Here is an 18,758-nt window from a genome sequence, read left to right on the forward strand (position 1 = left end):
TAAGTATTTTCCAAAATGAATGTCTGCCCTGAACACTCACCTGGACTGCTTACAGGTCCATTCTAGCGGCCGTTTGTAAAGGAAATTAGAAGTGAAGCTTAATAGAAACTAAATGTTAACTGAAGGATTACTGAAGAATAAAATCAACAAAAAGCCCAGCTACCATAATCGGTAAGCTGGGCTTCTTCAAAAATTAAGGAACCATCTTCTGTTGCTTCATCACGCGATAGCCGATAATCGATGCTTGGGCGCGTGTCATGAGCTCGGTTGGGTCAAAGCGGACAGTAGCTTTCTTTTGTCCGGCTACGAGTGTGTTCTCAATGCCTTCGATGAGGCCTGCCTTCACAACGGCTTCGACAGCTGGTCTCGAGTAGGACTCGATGTTGTCGGCGTCCGTAAACGTCTTCTGAAGCGATGTAAGCGACTTAGCCAGGTCGGTGCTCATTTTCATTTCTGCCGCCCGTGCGATCATCACAGCGGCGTCCTGACGCGTAATGGAGCCGCTAGGGTTGAAACGGTTGCTCGCTTGTCCACGAATGATGCCGGCGCGCGCCGCGGTCTCGATATACTTGTAGTCGTACAGCATGCCGACAGCATTATCGATTTTGAGTACGTCCGAGAATGTCGAGTTGCCCGCATAGTTAAGTGGAAGCTTAAAGATCTTCACGAGAATTTGCGCAAACTCGCCGCGGGTAATGTAATCGTTCGGACCGAAGGAGAAGGTTGTTTTCGCCTTCATTAAGCCTTTAGAGTACAACGTCTCCAACTCGTTACGAGCAAAGGAGTGGCCCGTCATATCGTCAAAGCTGCGGTCCATGTACATAACTTGATAGTAACCGAATTTCCGGAACGGTACGGTGATGGTGTTGTTTTTCGTATCAACGACACCACCAAGGTTTTTCCAACCGTAGTCGGTCGTATTGGCGTAGTTCGCATAAATATCATAGAAGAATACTGTGATATACTTGCCTGCATCTTGACGGATCGCAGGGTCGAACTGCAGGGTCAATTCGCCCTCTTGTGTTGGAACAACGATTTCATCGTTCAAACGATTGAAATAAGCGCGGCCATTCACGGAAGAGTCATAAGGATCTTGGCCGGTACCGTTGAGACCTTTAGTCAAATCATCGGCTGTTGTTGTTGTTGAGTTTGGCGCCGGGATAAAGCCAGCATCCATGTAGTACAAGTTACTTGCTGGGTGGAACGTATCTTCCGGCACTTTAACACTGATTTTGGATTTGAAATAGCCGTTGGCTACCGGATATAGCGTCTTATCCACACGACCGTCATCTGTATCGGCGATACCGAACAGGATTTTACGGCTGGTTGAAATATACTGGTTATTGTTGCTGTCCGGTACGTTTCTCATTAATTTGGTGTCTCTAGGGAACGTTAATTGTAACCCGTTGTTAAAGAGCTTGAACTTGGAGTTCATTAATTGCAGCGTTTCTGCACCTTGAACATTTGTATTCGTATTAAAAAGGATAAAGCTTCCGTTGACCTTTGCGCCATTGCGATTGATGGTGAATTTAACCTCGTTCGCGCCGGCTTTCAGGTTGGTTACCTGGTATAAGTACTGATCAACTGAATTCACCGTACGTTTCGTTGCTTGATCTTTGCCGAAAAGAACGCTGTCCGCATTTTCCGCTTCAATAATAACGTTGTAGAAGTCGCTGTTGATGTTGGACTGCAGTTGGCCTTTTTCGTTTTTGATCAACATAGGTTGAACAACGGTGTACGGTACGTTCTGTCTGGAAATGGTAATCGACTTCGTAGCTGTAATACCAGAGTTGTTCGTGATTCGGAATTCGAAAATAACATCGGAATTATCAAGCAATTTAAATGCATTGGTTGTAAAAGACTGGTCCCCCGCAACATTAATAGCTGAGAAAAAGGTCGTTCCACTAGCTAGCGCATTTTCCGAGTTGATCGACTTATCCACAGGAACAACATTATCGATGATGGTCTGCTGGTAAACCAGGGCATCTCCCTTGGAGTCCTTCGTATGAACGACGAGCTGCAAGGCTTTAATTAGCGCAGCGTTGCCGGCCGCGTCAAGACTGCTGAATTTCCCGCTGAATGACACGGTACGCTGTGTCGTGGAATACGTATCCGGAGTACTGCCTGGCGTGTATTGAATACCGACACTCGTCCCGCTCTCGATCGGTTTGATAGCCGTGAATTGCGGCGCATCCGTCGAGAACAAGTAAATGTCATAGGACTGCTCGGTAATGAAGACATTGTTTACGTAGATTTTAAATCTCAATGTATTTTTACCTTCACGCAAGACACCCGCCAGCGTCGGAGTCGCCGGAGGCGTCGGTCTGGAGAATTTGATCAACGGCAAGGTAAAGACATTGTTCGCATCAAAAACTGCCGGATCTGTCGTAGAATCAAGCTGCTCTACAGCATCATTCAAGTATACTTCAACTTTATTCGTTGCGCCCGGATCTTTGTAGAAGTTCACAAGGCGTCCTGAAATACAAGCATCCGTTGTGGTCCCATCATTCGCCACACATTTGAGGTTCGAAATGTTTTTGATCGACATGCTGTTGGAAACATTATTAATAATCACATAAGGTGCATTACTGATTGTAATTTTGTAGGTCGTTGTGCTAAATGGCAGCAGATCCCCAGCATTCTTGTACAATTCGACGTTCAAATTCTTGTTCCCGTCGCTAATCCCTTGTAAATTCAAATCAAATCTGTTGAATGAACCGTCCAGTACAGGACCGGTAACCGTAAAATTCGTGCCATCCACGTTGACTTTAACTGCTGCTGTCATCTGATTGGCATAGATGTGAATAGCAGCAGGCAGCTCACCGATACTGTTCGTATCCGCCAGGTTTAATGTGTTCTCCACGCCGCCGTTGCTCAATGTAGCGTGATCAATATATGGCTCGTTTGGATTTACAAATTTGAATCTGTATTCGGTAGTAACTGGAACCAGCGCATTCGCGCCATCTCGGTACTTAAAAGTCAAGCGCTGTTCATTAGCAACATACGATGGAATTGAAGGAATGGTAATTGTCGAATTTTTTACCATATATTCTGAGGCACGCGACAAAGTTGACGAGCTTACGGCTGCGTAAGTTGCGCCTGATACCGTCGTACTAGCAGCAGGCATGGCAACCGGAATATCGGGACCACCCAAGTCAATCGTACCAATGAGGTTGTCATTCACTGCCACATCCACATAACGATAACGCAAGGATGTGCCCGTTGAGTCGGTATAATCACTTTTCAATCCCGCCGTGAACGTCAAAGCGTCCGTTTGGAAGGTTGGAATCGTAATCAGATCCTTAGTTATGGTAACACCATTTTCCACACCAGAAATGATCCCGTTAAACGCAAACGGCTGTCCATTATCATACCAAAGCTTTTTCACAGCTTGATATTTATTCGTGTCGTTGCTCGCAGTAAAGCTGATAATATTATCCCCTGGCGTCAAACAGAAGCTTGTTATTGAGGCGCAAGTGGATGAGGATTTGTTTTTGTCATCACCGGTAAAGTAAAAATAACCGTCATTACTCTTAAATCCTTGCTTAGGCAGACTATCCCCTGTCAGGGTTGCTTGAACAGCGCTTGCGTTGGCTGCCTTGGTTTTAATTTGAATACCCGTCGTGCCGGCTTTGAGCGGACCACGATCGATTGGATAGATCTTACCATCTTGGAGTGGTGCGTCATTCACCGAAATATCCGACAAATTGGTTGTCGGCGCATAGTAAAGCCAGCCAGGTGCGGATACAATCGCATTGGAATCACCCAAATAAACAACAATCTTGTTCAACCCTTCGGTTAACTGGATGTTATCGAAGCGCACACGATTGCTGTTGACGATTTGCGCTTTGTTATTCTTTTCCGTCACTACCGAACCGGAATTCATGTTCGTCACTTCAAAGTAAATGGAAGGGATCTGAGAGTCTGTAACACCCGTCGTCTCCACATACAAAGTGAACGGCAGCTGTGTAATCCGCGTTACCGCGTTGATATCGTGTGGTTTTGCCGATGATTGTCCCGCGTTATCCGTGTCCGTATAAATCTCCTTAATCTCCAGCGTCGCCGCGCTTGCCGACAACGCGGGCAACAAGCTGATCATAATGCTCATGATCAACACGATGCTCGCTAGTTTCCTATGAAGTCGTTTCAAAGCAAGTTCCTCCTTAATGTTTTATCTAAATGTGGTTAGCATTTGAGCATTTGTATGTACCCGCAAAGCCTCGACTCGTTCATTGTCTACCGTTCGACAATCCCTCCATTTTCCTTCCAGCTTTCTACAGTATTAGACGCGGTATTTCGCCAAAAGTTGTTGTAATTTACTTATCGGTCAAAGCTGAGGAAATGTTTAGAGGAAGTGAACTTTTCACAAAATTGCAAAAAAACCCAACCACCAGGGTTGGGTTCGAAAAAATCAGCTATAAAGTGCTATTTCCCATCACTTTGAACTTGCTTGCCGACCAGACGCTGCAGGAAATTCAGCACCGGCTTGCGGCTTTTGCTAATAATACCGATCGCTTCCGCCCCGACGAGCATGCCCAGGAACAGCGCGACTATAATCAGAACCAGACCCCACGTGGAGTTCTGAGAAATAAAGACGGAGCAGATAACCGCGCTGCCGCCGAACATCGCCGCAATGCCATAAATAATCAGCACGCTAGCGCGGTGGCTGAAACCAAGCTGCAGCAGGCAGTGATGCAGATGGCTTTTATCCGGTGCGGAAATCGGAAGCTTGTTCACATAACGGCGCAGCATCGCGAAGAATGTATCCGACAGCGGAACGCCGAGAATCATAATCGGAACCAACAGCGACACAACCGCCGCCTGCTTAAAGCCGAGGATCGACAGCGTCGCCAGGGCAAAGCCCAGGAATAGGGCACCCGAATCGCCCATAAAAATTTTCGCAGGATGAAAGTTAAAGAACATAAAGCCGGAGATACTGCCGAGCAGGATCACGCAAAGCAGAACAACCGTCACATTGCCCATCATCAAGGCAAGTATAAGAATTGTTGTCGTGGCAATCCCCGATACCCCAGCAGACAGACCGTCGAGGCCGTCGATGAGGTTGATCGCATTGGAAACGCCAACGATCCAGAATATCGTAATCGGAATACTGAGCCAGCCAATCGGCAGGTTGGTCGTTCCGAACGGAATGTTGACCAGGTCGATTTTGAGGCCAAACGCAACAACGATGCACGCAGCAATCAGTTGGCCGAGCATTTTCCATTTGGGTGAAAGTTGAAACCGATCATCCAGCGCCCCTGTCACCACAATCACCAGACCGCCGAGCAGCAACCCGTAGGCCGCATTCGAGTTCAGCGCATCGAGTGCCGGAGAGACGATAAAGTATGCAGCGACAAAAGCGAGAAAAATAGCTAGCCCGCCAAGACGCGGCATAATTCGCGTATGTACCTTGCGTTGGTTAGGGGCATCAACCGCGCCTACCCAAAAGGCAAATTTTTTGACCAGGGGTGTAAGCAATAGCGCAATAATCAGCGATGCAACAAACCCTATCACATATAATCCATACATGTCTTCTTCACAGCTCCTCTTGTCATGGGTGGCAGATGACCGCCGAAATGAATTATACTCCCATTTGTCCACAAATACTACTGCTAAATTCAACTGAAATGACCGTTTTCAGGCAGTTTTCAGAAAAATTTTCATCATTTTGTGACGTTATCTTTATCGCGCATCACTTTCACTGCGAATTTCGGGAGCTCAAGCATCCGCTTATAGCGCCAAGGCTCTTGCAGAAGGCGGTAAAACCATTCCAGACGCAGCTTTTGAAAAATGATAGGCGCTCTCTTTAGCTTGCCCGAAAGCACATCAAAACTTCCACCGACGCCCATCATCACCGGTACGCCGAGCTTTTCCTTGTATTTGGCAATCCAAGGCTCCTGATTCGACGCAGCGCGTCCGACGAGCAAAATATCCGGCCCAGCGGCCCGAATTTGCGCGATCACCTCTTCGTCCTGCGCATCTTTGAAATATCCGTCGCGTACGCCGACGAGCTGTACGTCCGGATACAACGTACGAATTCGGTCCGCAGCCGCTTCAATCACCTCAGGCGAAGCGCCGAGCAGGAACACCTTCCAGCCTTTCGGCCCTCCGGTTTTCATCAACTCATGGATCAAATCATAGCCAGGCACCCGCTCCGCGACCGGCTGGCCCACATAATTGGCCGCCCAAACGACGCCGGTGCCGTCGGGCACAATCAGGTCTGCACCTTGCATCATGCGAAGGTACGCCGGATCGTCGAGCGCAGCCATGACCATGATGGGATTGGCCGTCACCACTTGATGGGGCTCGCGGCTCTCAATCGCGCGGGTCAAATAGTCGACGGTTTGCCGCATGCTCATTTTGGAGAAAGGCACGCCGTAGATGCGCACCTTTGGAAAGGGTTGCTCTGCAGTCTGGGCAGACCCGGACATAAAAGATGTCGTACTCATGCTATCTCTTCCTTATTATTGACGTTGTAGGGTTCAAAATGGTTGCTTTTTGTAAAAAGCGACGATTCGCTGCGCGGGCCATTGAGCCTGCGCTTTCAAAGCTTCGATGGCGGCGCGTGAAGCAGCCGCCCACTGATCGCGCCCGTCGAGGAGACGCAGCGTCTCTTCGACGAACTTGTCGGCATCGAACTGCGAGGTCGATGCCGCGGCTTTCATCCCGAGCCGATGGAGAAACTGGTCGATCTTTGGATCGTACGAGATGCCGACCATCGGCACAAACTGCGAGGCTGCATAGATCAAGGAATGCAGCCTCATCCCGATCAGCAGGTCGCACCCCGCGACCTGCGCGAGCATGTCCTGCGGGTGCTCGATCCCTCGCACCAGCTCCGCCCTTGCCCCGTGATCGCCCAGCCGGTCGATCACGAACTGCGACGCCACCTCATCCGAAGGGAGGTGGAAGGGCAAGAACCGCAGCCGCACCTCCGGGCGTGCGGCGAGCAAAAGCGCCAAGGACCGCGCGAGAGCTTCCAGCTCGGAGCGGTCGGCGTTCCAGAAGCGGACGGACACGCCGACCGTCCGCTTTACCGGCGCGCGCTCCGCAGGCGCGCCGCCATCCGCTCCGGACGCCGGCGCAGCCGCGTCCGCGAAACCGCCCGCCGGTGAACCGGCCTCCCCGCCGCGTGCATCCGCACGCAGCGGCAGGCCCATCACCGGGTCGGGCACGACCGTGATGCGCTCCTGCGGGAGCCGCATCCGCCCGAGCAAGTCCGCGGACTCCTGGTCGCGGACCGTCACCACGGCGCAGCGCTTAAACACGCTGCGGATCCACCCAAAGAACATCGGCCGGTTCACCGGCCCGATGCCCTGCGAATACACAAATGTCGGCTTGCCGAACAGTTGGGCCAGCTTCAACACCGCCAAGTAATACGGAATCGTCTTGGCGCTGGTGGCATCCTGCAGCAGGCTGCCGCCGCCGCTGATGAGACCGTCCGCTTCGCGCAGCGTGCGAAGCAGGTCCCCTGGCCGCATGCGGTGCGCAGCGCGGACGCCGTACATCGCGGATGTCTTCGCCGGGTTCGCGGACAGCACGATCGGCTCGATCTGTACGCCTTGCGCTTGACCCTGCTCCTGCAGGGCGAGAAGAATCGACTGCAGCACCGCCTCGTCGCCGCTATTATCGAAGCCGTAATAGCCGGACAGCGCTATTTTAACAACTGGGGCTTGGCCCATCGTTTCCAACTCCTTGCGACAATTTCCCATGCAGCGCAAAGGATGAGACCGAGAATCGCACCGATCACTAAACCATAAAAAATACGAAGCAGCGAAATATGCAGCGGTGTATGCAAGTGCGCAAACGTGTCAACGAGCGACAGTTGGCCGACAACGCCGATAAAGAGCAGGTACACCGCATGACGATAACGGACAGCCAAGTAGCCTCCAAGCACGAAAATCGGATGCGCCACGAGGAATTCCTTCGTCCGCGGTCTGACCCCCATCGTGTTCTCGAGGTAAGAACGGAACAGCTTCTCTACGGTAGATGCCTGGCCTTCGTTGCCGGTACGGGACAAGTAGTAATACACAGCCGCCAAGCCAACGCCGGCAATGACGATCCAAAGCACACTAATATAGGAAGAGAGTATACGGCGAATGTTCGCCAGTTTCTCGCTATACGTATTATTCTCACTAAAGAACAGGAGATACAGCCCCGCAATCGCAATCGGAAGCAAGTGCAGCAGGCCGACACCGCGGAATTGCTGCAGCACGAGCGAGTACGTGATGTGATTCAGCAGCGCAACCTCATACACGATGCCGATCAGCGAAATAAGCGACGTACGCAGCAGCAGCCAGAGGCCGAAGCCGATGCCGGATTTCCACTTGGCCGAAGCACCGGAACGCACGGTGCGAATCGCCAGCATGACCGCTACGCTCGGTGCCGAGATCGCCGTCATCAGGGCAAGGCCCTGTGCGTACAAATTCGCGGAGAGCACGTGTACCCCCACAAGTCCGATCAAGCCCAGTACGAAGAAGATAAGCGTCCCTTCCGGGATGAAGAATGACAGCATCAGCACCACGAGGCTAAGGCCGCCGATCAAAAGGAAGACGCGAGCCACCTTTTGCCAGGACGTCGTATGCACTTCAAATGGTTGCGCCGGCCCCAGGTCGAAGCCGAACTTCTCAATGCGCGGAATCGCGCCGTCTGTCCCGGTCAAGCTCTCATAGTAAGCCGACAACGGGTCGACCACTTTGGCGCGGTCCAAGCTTTTCACCGCATGTCCATTGATGAACACCATGCGGATATTACGATCTTTAACCGCCAGGACAAAACGATCGGCAACGCCTTGAATCCGGCCTTCCAGCTCGGATTTTTTCAGCGGCTCGGTCAGCTTGTCGCCGTCTTTCTCCGTAAACGAGTGCAGACGCACCACGTTGTAATTGGTTTGCTTCGCGAGCGTGCTGAACCCTTTCTGCGGCTCCTTCAGGAGTTCGATCGCGGCAAGCCCCATGCCGTATTTGTTCAGCAAATCGGCCATTTTATTGAGGTTCTCCTCGGTATTCTCTTCGGTATACCCCGGCACCTCATTGCCATCGACGATAATGCGTTTAACCCCCAGATCATGCAGCTGCTTGAGGAGACGGTCCATATCGTTCGATTTGAACTCGCGGTGGTTCGATAGACGAACGACGAGCTGGAAGCCTTGATCCTTCAGCATTTGCATGGCAATCGGGTCCGGGTCCATCGCTTTGATGGCCGCATCATCCGGGCTCATTTGAATGACGAGACCGCTCCGGTTCTTAAAGCTCCAAGGCTTAACGCCAACGCCGAGGTCAGCAAATGTTTTCTGAATAAGCGGCTCCAGCTTCTGCTGCGCCTCGTTGTTCGTAAACAGAAGATACGTGAAATTTTCGCTCGGATCGCCGAACGTTTGCGTCAGCGCTGCCGCGTCGCGCGAGTTATAGAGATCAATGCGGCGGCTTTCTTTGAACTCCGCCAATGTACTTTCGTAGACCGCCATCGATCCGATGCCGGCAGCCTTCATTTTACCCAACTGATCCTGCACAAACTTCTGTGGATTCGTCTGCAAATCCGCAATGTCCAAGAGATCGCGGTAGTCAAAAACAAACTCCACGTTCTTCGTCGATGTCTCCGTCTCATGACGCATATACGCCAGAGGCAAAGACCCGAGCATGCCGATGATGACGAGCCACCACAGCAGATTTTTGAGAGGGTTATTCCAGGTTTGATACCAATTCACGCGTTGTCCACTCCTTAGAGCATTTACTTTTCCTTTACCGGGGAACGCCCGTATACATTCGAAAACCTCTCCGACCCTGCAAGCAGGAGACAGACGCCCGCAAAGCTGACAGATCCTATGATCTGCTACTCATTTAGACGACCTATCCCCCGCTCCGGTTCTGAAGAGGTTCTCCATACCTATTGTGCTATCCGTCTACACGCTTAAGAACATATTGAATAATTCCGTTTAACTGCTGTGTAGCCGCGGCTTCTGTCTTGCCTTGAACGGCGAAGTAAAATTTGATTTTCGGCTCCGTGCCCGATGGACGCAGACAGAACCAGGACCCGTCTTCCAGCTTGAACTTCAGCACATTCTCCTTTGGCAAGCCATACAAACCTTGGGCAAAATCTTCCATCGATGTAACGCGCGTACCGCCAATTTCCACCGGTGGATTCGTTCTCCACGCTTCCACCATACGGCCGATTTGCTCTACGCCGTCCTTGCCTTTGAGCGTTCTTGATTCCAGTTTTTCCAAAAAATAACCAAAAGAACCATACAGCTCTTGGAGCACTTCATATAAGGTTTTGCCTTGCTTCTTATAGTAAGCGGCCGCTTCCGCAATCAGCATCGAAGCGATCACCGCATCTTTGTCGCGTGCATAATCGCCAGCCAAGTAGCCGTAGCTCTCTTCATAGCCGATCAGGTATGTATGCTCACCGGACTTTTCGAATTGCGACATTTTTTCCCCGATATATTTAAATCCGGTCAACGTATTCAGCGTCGGAATGCCGTAGTGGTTCGCGATCACCGCGCCCATCTCGCTTGTCACGATCGTCTTGATGACGACGCCGTTTGCCGGCAGCGTGCCCCGCTCTTTCATGGAGGACAGCAAATAGTGCACCATCAGCGCGCCGGACTGGTTGCCGGTCAGCACGACGTACTCGCCGTTCGTATCCTTTACGACAGCGCCCATGCGGTCCGCATCCGGATCCGTCCCGATAATAATGTCGGCGTCCCAGGCTTTCGCCTGCGCGATCGCCAGCGTGAACGCTTCGCGTTCTTCCGGGTTCGGCGACTTCACGGTCGAGAACTGCGCATCCGGCAGCTCCTGCTCAGCGACGACTTGCACTTGGCTGAAGCCTACGGCTTTCAACACTTCACGCACCGGAACGTTGCCGGCCCCGTGCAGCGGAGTGAACACAATACGGAAATCGCCGCTGATTTCACGAATCACGTCCGGATTTTGGCTCACAGCCGTAACGGCCTTAATGTACGCTTGGTCGACGTCTTCCCCCAGCCACACGAGCAACCCTTGCGCTTCCGCTTCTTGCTGGGACAGCTTTTTCACTTTATCAAAAGAATCGATACTTTGTACCTGCGCAATGACCTGCTCCGCATACTCTGGTACAAGCTGGCCGCCGTCGGCGCCATACACTTTGTACCCGTTGTATTCGGGCGGATTATGGCTCGCCGTTACGACGACACCGGCTGTCGCTTTCAAATAGCGCACGGCAAACGATAACTGCGGCGTCGCGTGCAAGGTTGGGAACAAGTACGCTTTAATCCCGTTGCCAGCAAAGACAAGCGCAGCTTCGAGCGCAAACTCCGGCGACATATGGCGGGAATCGTAAGCAAGCACAATCGCCGGCTCCGCAGCGCCCGTCCCTTTCACGTATTGTGCAAGACCCTGACTTGCCCGGCCAACGGTATACACATTGATCCGGTTCGTTCCAGCGCCAATGACCCCGCGAAGTCCGCCTGTCCCAAATTCAAGATCTTTATAGAAGCGATCTTCAATTTCCTTGGCGTCTGACCCAATAGCCAGCAATTCTTGTTTCGTTTGCTCATCCACAGCAGGATCTTGAAGCCATAATTGATACTCCGTTTGTACACGCGTCATCGTCGCAGGTTCATCTCCTTTAGGTTCTCTCTTATTTATTAGCTAGGGCGAACATCAATTCGCCTTCGACTACGACTTTGTCGCCAACTTTGGCTACGGCGTTGCCTTTCACAATCGTGCCTTTCGCGCGCGTAATCGTCATTTCCAACGTAAGTGTATCTCCCGGCACGACCTGCTGGCGCCAACGCACACCGTCAACCCCGGCGAAAAGGCCGATTTTGCCCCGATATTCCGGCATCGACAGGACAGCTACAGCGCCAACCTGCGCGAGAGCTTCCAGAATCAGCACCCCCGGCATGACCGGATAACCCGGAAAATGTCCTTTAAAAAACTCCTCATTCATCGTAACATTCTTAATCCCTACCGCTCTGACGCCTTCTTCCACCTCGAGAATGCGGTCAACGAGCAAGAATGGCGGGCGATGTGGAATGATCTCTTGGATTTGATTAATATCTAGCATGGTACAGGTGATCTCCTTTCAATTACTTGCATAAAATGGCGGGCAATGACCCATAATAGGGTTGTCCCTTCATGCCCTGCAGACATGAGGGGTTGATATAAGGGGAGCTTATGTAAAAGCCTGCCAGGCAGGCCCTTACATAGGCTCTTTTTAACGTTCACATACCGGTGTTCCGATTCGCCCCCCGATTGAGCAGCAGGAACTGGCCGATATAAATAAAAGACGTGAGGAAGGATACGCCAATGACGAACCACAGGTAGACCAGCGCAAATGAGGCTTCAAACACGATGAACAAAATCGCGAAGTAATAGAGAACGGTCGTCAGCTTTCCCATAACATTCGCCGGCACCGTTAATTTTCCTCTAAAATGAAAGAACGCCGAGCCAACAATCATGCCCGCGTCACGAATGAACATGGCGGCTGCCGCCTGCCACGGAATCATCTGCGAGATCAGCAGTGAGAGAATCACGGCGATCATCATACATTTGTCGGCCAGCGGATCGAGCATTACGCCCATAGGCGTAATGAGCTTACGCGTTCTCGCAATATAACCGTCGAGAATGTCCGTTAACCCGGCTAGAAGCAGGATAACAAAGGAGGTCCGGATATGGCCGTTGAAAAACAGCACCAGGTAAACGGGAATCAGAACAAACCTGCTAAGGGTAAGCATATTCGGTAAATTCAAGGTACGCCTCCTGTGCCTTCGTTATCCGATATTTGACAGTTCCCAGCCTTCCATCATTATACCGTTACCAGGATAAAAATAAAACTCCCGTACGGGAGTTCGAATTAGAGGTAGTTCAAAAAGTCGTCTTTTGATCACGAAGTATGGCTAGGAAGCGGACTCGACGTCGAATATTGCGTTCAGCTTCGAACTGCGGTGCTCGTGTAGGTTTTGCCTACACTCCGCTCCTCCTTCTTCAGCTTCTCGCAATCTTCTCGGTGCTGAAAACCCTACTTTTTGAACTCTTATGATTAATTCGCAAAAACGAGATCGTATAAATGCCGCCACGTACTGATATGAAGAATTTCTCCCGACGGTTGATGGCCGAGCTTTGTATATCCAATATACAGGCCGATGTAGACGGCCAGCACGCAAAGTACGGGAATCCGTACGATTTTGAAAATAATCCAAAGGATGTGCTGCCATCTCGGCCTCGGCTTTTTCTTCTTTCGTTCCGCTTGAGCCGGCTTATCTGCCATTGCGCCCATCCCTTCCTTCTTTTCTTTCGATCAGACGCGCAAGTTATTCGCTATGTTCATCATCTGATCTGAAGATGTAATCGCTCGGGAATTGAGCTGAAGCCCTCTTTGGACGATAACCAGGTCCGTCATTTCATCGGAGAGCGTGACGTTCGATTGCTCCAGATACCCCTGCATCAGGCTGACCCGAGCCCCTGGTTTCGCTGCAAGACCGTTCACGTCCTGCAAAATGTTCGCCTTCTCCGCAGCCGTCAGTGCAGCTGGAAGCGTATAAAGATTATCTCCCACGTCTTGCAGGAGCTGCGGCCGCACGACGCGGACCAGCTTAATCTGACCGACCGGAATCGGCTCGGCCGCCGGATCCTGTTCATTGTAGCCCAGAATCGTACCGTCTTGGCCCACAACCGCTCGATAGCCGACCGGAACCCGAATCGGATTGCCGTCAATCCCGTTGATGAAATGCCCCTCTTTGGTCGTAAGCACCTTGCCGCCCTGCCCATCCGGACTCAGGCTGAATGCACCGTTGCGCGTCCAGGCCGGTTGGAACACCTGATTGCCGTTCTCGTCCACCTTGCTGACGGACACTTCGAACAGCCCATCCCCCTGGATGGCAAAATCGGTCGGATTGTTCGTCGGCTGAATCGGCCCCTGGGCCAGATCCGTCTGGATCTGCACCAGCTTCGAACCCCAGCCTTGGTTGAACCCCAGCGGGGAGAATCGCCCTTGCTGGCGGAATCCTTCCGGCTGCGCCTTCACATTCGTCAAGACGTCCTCAAAGGACGCTTCCTTCTTTTTAAAACCATTAGTATTAACGTTCGCAATGTTGTTGGAGAGAATATCCAGCTTTTGCTGTAAGCTGTGCATGGATACCGATGAGTTAATCATGGAATTGTTCATGGTGAGCTCCTTCGCCAGCTAGATTAGACGCGTCCGACATCGTTCGCTGCTTTGTCCATACTTTTATCATACGACTGAATGACCTTCTGATTCGCTTCATACGCGCGGAGCGCCGACATCATATCGACCATCGACTGTGCCGAATCCACGTTGGAACGTTCGATGAAGCCTTGGCGCACTTCCACTTGATCGCCTGCCGCCACTTGCGTAACCGTCGCTTCATCGCCTGGATTAATGCGCAGCAGCCCATTCCCTTCGCGCAGCATCAGATTCGGATTCTCTGCCCGCGAGAGCATCAGACCGATGGGCTGACCGTTCGCGCCAAGAATCGGGCGACCGTCGCTGTCGAGGAATTCCCCTTTGTCCGTCACTTTAAAATTCGAGATCGGCTCGCCGTTGGCATCCATCAGCACCAGCGGCTGACCGTCGCGGCCGAGCACCTGGTTGCCGTTGGCGTTCACAAGCTGACCGATGTTGTCTACGGTAAACTTCCCGTTCAGGGAATATCGCGGCTCGCCGTTCGCATTCAGCACCGTGAACAGTGCCTGCGGCTGGAACGTGCGATTGCCGTTCTCGTCAACGTATTTGCCCGTTGCGTCAAATGTCATACCTGGCACTTGAATGTTGGATACCAAGGCAAAGTCGAACGGATTTTTCGTTTCTTGCAAATCGCCCTGCGTATGTATCGCGATGTTCTCCTCGGAGAACACCCCTAAACTCATTTTCCCCAGCGGTGCCGTTGAGGCACCTTGTCCACCGCGAATCGTAGAAATGAGCATTTCCGGGAACGAGCGGGAAAGCGAGTTGCCCTGCTTGAAGCCCGGCGAATTCAGGTTGGCGATATTGTTCGTAATTGTATCGTGTCTGCGCTGCTCGGAGATCATTCCTGCGGCCGCGGTGTACAGTCCTCTTAACATGGTTTCACCTCTAGGGTAGTCTGATAATCGATTAGCCCATCTTGCGCTTGGACACTTTATCGAGGTTGTCCAGCATAATGCCTGTCCCTTTGACGACACACGACATCGGATCTTCGGCGATCAGCACCGGCACTTTCAGTTCATCCGCCAGCAACTGATCCAGGCCGTGAAGCAGTGCGCCCCCGCCTGTCAAAATAACGCCGCGATCAATAATATCCGCCGAAAGCTCAGGCGGCGTCCGCTCCAGTACGCTCTTGGCAGCCGTTACGATGGAGGAAACTGGATCCCATAGCGCTTCCTGCACTTCGCTCGAATGAATCGTAATCGTCAGCGGCAGACCGGATACCATGTCTCTTCCGCGAATATCCATCTCCTGGTCTCTGCCATGTGGATATACCGTCCCGATCTTAAGTTTAATGTCTTCGCTTGTCCGCTCGCCGATCAACAACTTGTACTTATTCTTGATAAACTTCATGATCGCCATATCGAACTTGTCGCCGGCGATCTTGATGGAAGAGGAGGTGACGATGTCGCCCATGGACAACACGGCTACATCCGTCGTCCCTCCTCCAATATCTACAACCATGTTGCCGCTTGGCTGGAAGATGTCCATGCCGGCGCCAATCGCCGCCGCCTTCGGCTCTTCTTCCATGAATACTTCCCGGGCGCCGCTGCGCTCTGCCGCTTCACGGATCGCCTTCTGCTCAACCGACGTAATGTTGGTTGGGGCGCAAATCAGGATTCTCGGATGAGAATACCAGTTCTTGCCCCCAATTTTTGCAATAAAATGCTTCAACATCATTTCCGTAATGTCGAAGTCCGCAATAACGCCGTCCTTCAGCGGACGGATTGCGATAATGTTGCCGGGTGTACGACCGACCATGCGGAACGCTTCTTCACCGACAGCCAGCACGCGTTTCGTATCGCTTTCAATGGCAACTACGGAAGGCTCGTCGAGCACAACGCCGCGACCTTTCACATGAATCAGCACATTCGCCGTGCCGAGATCTATCCCAATATCCTTGCTGAACATTTTCCAATAATCCTCCTAAACCTTATCGTCCATCCCGTGAAGAATCGGCGCTCTGATAGTCAGTTCTAATTATAAGCTAAATTCGCGATAAATGCATTAATTCCTCTTTTTCCGTTAAATTTCGACAGCGCCAGATCCAGGAAGTCAACGGGATGAAGGATGAGCGTTTAGGACTTCACCGTGACCAGATTCTCTGATTGCTTTGGGCTTCGGGTTTTTCGATACTTGATCTTCGTCGCTTCCCCTCCCCTAAGGTGCCGGATGGACTTGTGATATTCCAGAATATGCTTCACCTGATTCGCCAGGTCCGGGTTGATTTCCGGCAATCTTTCCGTCAAATCCTTGTGCACCGTGCTTTTGGAAACGCCGAATTCCTTCGCAATCGTACGAACCGTGTTCTTGGTCTCGACGATACAGGTCCCAATTTTAATGGTCCGCTCTTTGATGTAATCGTGCACTCCCCTCGCCTCCCTACTCGAGATAGTTTGGTAAAGTATATGAGGGGCATGACTAGATATTCTACGTAGCCAAGCCTGACAAGCCGAATTCCCATATTTATTTTCAAAATAAACCCAGAAATCCCGCTTTTGGCGTCATTTTCGCGGCGGACAAGCGTACCGATACGAGCAAAAAAGCAGCAGGAAGAGTTCTCCCGCTGCCCTGCTATATGTAGGCCGTTACGGCCTCATTTTGTGAAACTGATCCAAGCTTATTGCTTCGCGTTCAGCAGTGTTTCCGGATTGACGGCTGCGTTGTCGCTCACTTGACGAACTTCGAAGTGCAAGTGAACGCCGTCCTCTTTCTCAAAATCGTTGCGGCCCGCTTTCGCAATCACATCGCCTTTTTTCACCTCAGCGCCCTTCGTCACTTTCACGTCGGCCAAGCTTTGGTATACGGAGATAAGCCCGTTGCTGTGGGTGATTTCGACAAGATTGCCGACGACCGGATTGTTTTCCACCGCTGTTACCTTGCCGCTAAGTGCTGCCAGCACGTCGAACGCTGCGCCGTCTTTGGCTTTCAAGTCAATTGCAGTATGCGGCGTCAGTTGATCGCCATATTGAATCATCGCCGCTTGCTTCACTTCATTTGTTGCATTGGTGTCATAGAACGGAATTCCCACTTCAACCAGCGATCTGTCTTTCACTGGCCATTGCATTGTCTCGGCTTGCGCATTCACAGCAACTGCTCCGTCTTTCGGTGCGTTTGGATTGTCTGTACCTACATCCTCGCTGCTAACCTTAATGCCCAGATCCTCTTGGCTGACTGTTTTGGTCCCTGCATCCTGGTACACCCACATTAAGGTTAAGATAATTGCTGCCGCAGCCACGTATGTCGCTGGAAATACCCATTTCTTTGCAAGCAGCCTCTTCCATGCAGATGTTGAACCTTGTGCTCCTTGAACAGTTTTAGGAGCTTCTTCTTTTTGAAAACCTTTGTTTTGATCATTCATGGTTATCACCTCATCAACCATTCTTGACACAATTCAAGGTTTTATACTTTTCCAGAAAGATATTTTTATAGAAACGTGACCCCGTCAGGATTTGCGGATAAACGGCGTCGCATTTTCAATAGAAATGCCTGTGTAATAGTAGGTTACGATCTGCTCTGCCGTCTTCCCTTCCTTGGCCATCCCGTCCGCGCCCCATTGGCTGAGGCCGACGCCATGCCCGTAACCGTACGTCGTAATCGCAATCTGCGAGCCCGACCATTTCCAAGAAAATTGCGAGGAAGCGAGTCCGAGCTTCTCACGCACCTCGCGGCCGGAGAACACTTTGCCGCCGATGGTCATCGATTTGATCCGGTGGCCGTCCGACCAAGCGAGCACCTTCATGCCTTTGGCGCTGCCGTCGATCGTAGAGATGCTCGGAACGCCTAGCTTTTGCAGCATCGTCTTATAGCTCAGCGTCACCGTCTCCTTGTAACGAGAGGAGAGCTTCTCGTCCCACGGGCTGGCGACGCTGCGCAGGTAGGGACTTTTGAACGGCCAGTAGTCTTCCGAATTCTCGGTGTATCCGTTGCTCGTAGAAAAAAACGTGGCATTAATAGGCTCATGGTTATACGTCAGAATCTTGTCCTTCGTCTCGGTGACTGCTCTATTAATCTTGGCCATATTTGTCTCGTAGTCGCTTTTGCCCCATTTGTCCCGCAGCTCCTCGTCAGTCAAATACGCCTGATGCGCCGTCGTATCCGTCACCAGCGCATCGTCCACCGGCATATTGCTGTAGTCCTTCTCGATCACCCGGCGCACCACATACGTGCGCGCAGCCATCGCCTGCGCCTTCAAAGCCTCCAGCTCAAAGCTGACCGGCATTTCCGCGGCAAGCACACCTTTGACGTAGTCCTCCAGCGGCACGGTCTGCACCTTGGCCTGTTTCGTCAGATAGACAGGGATCATCAGTCCCTTCTCGCTGACCGCTTCCTGCAGCTGCGCACCTTCGATCGGGACCGGGTAGGCGCTGCCGCTGGGAATCTTCTTGACTAGCAAACTGGGGACGATGATAGTAACAGCCAGCATGGAAGATAGGCAAACAGCCATCCAGAGGATGACTTCTTTTCGGATGACGCGTCTTTTTTTGAACATAAGTCTAGGCAGCCTCCAATAGCGCGTTTACTAGGGTGAATAGGGTATGCCTTAGCTTATGAGGCGCGTTGCTAGAATAGAA

At 51.7% G+C, this 18,758-nt stretch carries 15 protein-coding genes; all 15 read right to left on the reverse strand.

The features are described 5' to 3' along the window. Positions 1 to 193: 193 nt before the first annotated feature. The 15 genes from EJQ19_RS30140 to spoIID all read right to left on the reverse strand — a co-directional run bounded on the left by EJQ19_RS30140 (position 194) and on the right by spoIID (position 18,676). Entirely contained in the window at positions 194 to 4,150 is a 3,957-nt protein-coding gene (locus tag EJQ19_RS30140) for an S-layer homology domain-containing protein (RefSeq protein ID WP_126144913.1), read from the reverse strand. 275 nt (positions 4,151 to 4,425) lie between these two features. Further along, positions 4,426 to 5,529, reverse strand: a complete 1,104-nt coding sequence (locus EJQ19_RS30145; RefSeq protein ID WP_126144914.1) for a glycosyltransferase family 4 protein — start codon at positions 5,527 to 5,529, stop codon at positions 4,426 to 4,428. A 134-nt stretch (positions 5,530 to 5,663) separates the two neighbouring features. Beyond that, the gene (locus EJQ19_RS30150; protein WP_241243153.1) at positions 5,664 to 6,449 is read right to left on the reverse strand and encodes a WecB/TagA/CpsF family glycosyltransferase; all 786 of its coding nucleotides are present in this window, start codon (positions 6,447 to 6,449) and stop codon (positions 5,664 to 5,666) included. Positions 6,450 to 6,482: 33 nt separating this feature from the next. Next, positions 6,483 to 7,679, reverse strand: a complete 1,197-nt coding sequence (csaB, locus tag EJQ19_RS30155) for a polysaccharide pyruvyl transferase CsaB (protein ID WP_126144915.1) — start codon at positions 7,677 to 7,679, stop codon at positions 6,483 to 6,485. Continuing rightward, complete coding sequence (locus tag EJQ19_RS30160) at positions 7,652 to 9,703, reverse strand: DUF5693 family protein (protein WP_126144916.1); 2,052 nt, start codon at positions 9,701 to 9,703, stop codon at positions 7,652 to 7,654. The genes csaB and EJQ19_RS30160 overlap by 28 nt, the downstream gene beginning before the upstream one ends. Positions 9,704 to 9,890: 187 nt before the next feature. Continuing rightward, positions 9,891 to 11,585 (reverse strand): phospho-sugar mutase, encoded by a 1,695-nt coding sequence (locus tag EJQ19_RS30165; RefSeq protein ID WP_126144917.1) that lies wholly within the window; start codon positions 11,583 to 11,585, stop codon positions 9,891 to 9,893. 31 nt (positions 11,586 to 11,616) lie between these two features. Further along, on the reverse strand, positions 11,617 to 12,045 hold the full coding sequence (gene fabZ / locus EJQ19_RS30170; protein WP_126144918.1) for a 3-hydroxyacyl-ACP dehydratase FabZ: 429 nt from the start codon (positions 12,043 to 12,045) through the stop codon (positions 11,617 to 11,619). 157 nt (positions 12,046 to 12,202) lie between these two features. Continuing rightward, a complete protein-coding gene (locus EJQ19_RS30175) occupies positions 12,203 to 12,730 on the reverse strand; it encodes a CDP-alcohol phosphatidyltransferase family protein (protein WP_241243154.1) in 528 nt (175 codons plus the stop codon). A 290-nt stretch (positions 12,731 to 13,020) separates the two neighbouring features. Then, on the reverse strand, positions 13,021 to 13,248 hold the full coding sequence (locus tag EJQ19_RS30180; RefSeq protein ID WP_164716833.1) for a DNA-directed RNA polymerase subunit beta: 228 nt from the start codon (positions 13,246 to 13,248) through the stop codon (positions 13,021 to 13,023). Positions 13,249 to 13,278: 30 nt separating this feature from the next. Then, positions 13,279 to 14,145, reverse strand: coding sequence for a flagellar hook-basal body protein (locus EJQ19_RS30185; RefSeq protein ID WP_126144920.1), 867 nt, complete (start codon positions 14,143 to 14,145; stop codon positions 13,279 to 13,281). Between the two features lie 23 nt (positions 14,146 to 14,168). Continuing rightward, the gene (locus EJQ19_RS30190) at positions 14,169 to 15,062 is read right to left on the reverse strand and encodes a flagellar hook-basal body protein (RefSeq protein ID WP_126144921.1); all 894 of its coding nucleotides are present in this window, start codon (positions 15,060 to 15,062) and stop codon (positions 14,169 to 14,171) included. A gap of 31 nt (positions 15,063 to 15,093) precedes the next feature. Then, positions 15,094 to 16,095 carry a rod shape-determining protein gene (gene mreB / locus EJQ19_RS30195; RefSeq protein WP_126144922.1) on the reverse strand — a complete coding sequence of 334 codons (1,002 nt, stop codon included), beginning with the start codon at positions 16,093 to 16,095 and terminating at the stop codon, positions 15,094 to 15,096. A gap of 167 nt (positions 16,096 to 16,262) precedes the next feature. Further along, entirely contained in the window at positions 16,263 to 16,553 is a 291-nt protein-coding gene (gene spoIIID, locus EJQ19_RS30200) for a sporulation transcriptional regulator SpoIIID (RefSeq protein WP_126144923.1), read from the reverse strand. Positions 16,554 to 16,804: 251 nt separating this feature from the next. Next, positions 16,805 to 17,545, reverse strand: a complete 741-nt coding sequence (locus EJQ19_RS30205; RefSeq protein ID WP_126144924.1) for a M23 family metallopeptidase — start codon at positions 17,543 to 17,545, stop codon at positions 16,805 to 16,807. An 84-nt stretch (positions 17,546 to 17,629) separates the two neighbouring features. Beyond that, positions 17,630 to 18,676 carry a stage II sporulation protein D gene (gene spoIID / locus EJQ19_RS30210; RefSeq protein ID WP_126144925.1) on the reverse strand — a complete coding sequence of 349 codons (1,047 nt, stop codon included), beginning with the start codon at positions 18,674 to 18,676 and terminating at the stop codon, positions 17,630 to 17,632. Positions 18,677 to 18,758: the final 82 nt, after the last annotated feature.

The organism is Paenibacillus whitsoniae (assembly GCF_003955665.1).
Taxonomy (GTDB): domain Bacteria; phylum Bacillota; class Bacilli; order Paenibacillales; family NBRC-103111; genus Paenibacillus_E; species Paenibacillus_E whitsoniae.